The sequence below is a fragment of the Treponema endosymbiont of Eucomonympha sp. genome (assembly GCF_001028545.1).
The window spans coordinates 1-1,422 of the sequence record NZ_BBPW01000156.1; the positions used below are offsets into that span (position 1 = coordinate 1).

Here is a 1,422-nt window from a genome sequence, read left to right on the forward strand (position 1 = left end):
CAATACTCCTGCAACAGAATATACCTATTTCTATGTGGGAAGTTGAATACACTGATGAATTTGAGACACGGTGGGGAACGCTTACTGACAAGGAACAGGCGTCTGTTGATTCAAGAGTAAAATTACTTCAAGATTTTGGAACAAATTTACCTTCCCCATATAGCAGTTCCGTTGAAAATTCAAGACACGGAAAAATGCGTGAATTGCGTATACAAAGAAAAGGACACGCATTGAGAACTTTTTATGCTTTTGATCCAAGGCGAATAGCCGTGTTGCTAATTGGCGGTGATAAAACAGGAAATGACAGGTTTTATGAAGAATTTATTCCTGTCGCGGATAAAATTTATGACCGTCATTTGGAAAAAATAAAAGAGGAGGAATAGATATGGCAAAAAGCTTTTCAATTTTACGAAATGCAATGAGCTCTTCTGCAAAAGCCGAAAGCGAAAAAATGTACCGGGAGGCATTAGCGTCTATATCAGTAAAAGAAACAAAAGACCTTGACGGCGATCATGCTGAGTGCTGGGAAAAACACAATGATAACACGGCGCGTTTTTCAGTCGACGAGGATAGCTTAATTGAAGCGTAAGACCGTCCCGCACCTCATTTACGCCGCTATGTACGCCTCTCCGCCTTGTTGTTCCGCCCTTCGGCAAACCCGCGTCCGGGCATAAAAAAGGCGGGGAAGCTCGCGCTCCTCCCCGCCGCTTGCGGCGCTGTCCCGCGCGCTCCGCCGTGCTGTCAGGCGGCTTTTCTGCGAAAGGCGGCGTCGGCGGTGTGCCCACACAGATACGCGCCCGGCTCAAGCGGATACGCGCCTCAATAAGGCAAATATGCGCCCAAACAGGGCGGATATGCGCCCGGGGCGCTAAAAATCCCGTCCCGCAGGCTGCAAATTATGACACAAAACTCATGTTTTCCGAGACAGAATTCATGTATTATGAGGCAAAAAACAAGAGTTTTACGCCAAAACTCTTGTTTTCTATAATAAAACTCATGTTTTTTGACACAAAACTCATGTTTTTCGCGGCATAATACATGTATTTTACGACAGAAATCATGTCTTCCGGGACAAAACTACTGTCTTTTGGAACGCCGCCGCCGCGCGGCGCTCCGCAGTTTTAAGGGCGCGCCCTATAGCCGTTTCCGCGCGCATTGTGTATATTATAGGTATCTCTCATACATAAAAGGAATAAGCGAATGGCGCAGAATCATAACTGGCTCCCCTTAAAACGGGACGGCATTCTGGCAATGGCGGAAGACTGGTCCGCCGTTCTGCTGGACAAAGGCAGCGCATGGGGCGTCGTTCCCCTGGAACTGGCGGCGTTCAACGCCGCCGTCGCGGCCGCGGCGGCCGCCCTGCAAGCCGCGCAGCAGGAGCGCAGCCCCACGGCGACCCAGACCTGCCGGGACGCGTTCAAC

Annotated in this window: 4 protein-coding genes; 3 read left to right on the forward strand and 1 reads right to left on the reverse strand. The window is 49.6% G+C overall.

The window, feature by feature from the left end; all coding sequences use genetic code 11:
* Window positions 1–383: type II toxin-antitoxin system RelE/ParE family toxin (locus AWU74_RS05520; protein ID WP_238580185.1), on the forward strand; the 383-nt coding region annotated here is incomplete at its 5' end.
* 2 nt (window positions 384–385) lie between these two features.
* Entirely contained in the window at window positions 386–589 is a 204-nt protein-coding gene (locus AWU74_RS05525) for a hypothetical protein (RefSeq protein ID WP_062328435.1), read from the forward strand.
* Window positions 590–607: 18 nt separating this feature from the next.
* Here the strand turns inward: AWU74_RS05525 and AWU74_RS10485 are convergent, their stop codons facing one another.
* Window positions 608–787 carry a hypothetical protein gene (locus AWU74_RS10485; protein WP_162504880.1) on the reverse strand — a complete coding sequence of 60 codons (180 nt, stop codon included), beginning with the start codon at window positions 785–787 and terminating at the stop codon, window positions 608–610.
* A gap of 413 nt (window positions 788–1,200) precedes the next feature.
* On the opposite strand from AWU74_RS10485, the gene AWU74_RS05535 reads away from it, so the two are divergent.
* A partial coding sequence (locus tag AWU74_RS05535; RefSeq protein ID WP_162504881.1) for a hypothetical protein occupies window positions 1,201–1,422 on the forward strand: 222 nt, incomplete at its 3' end.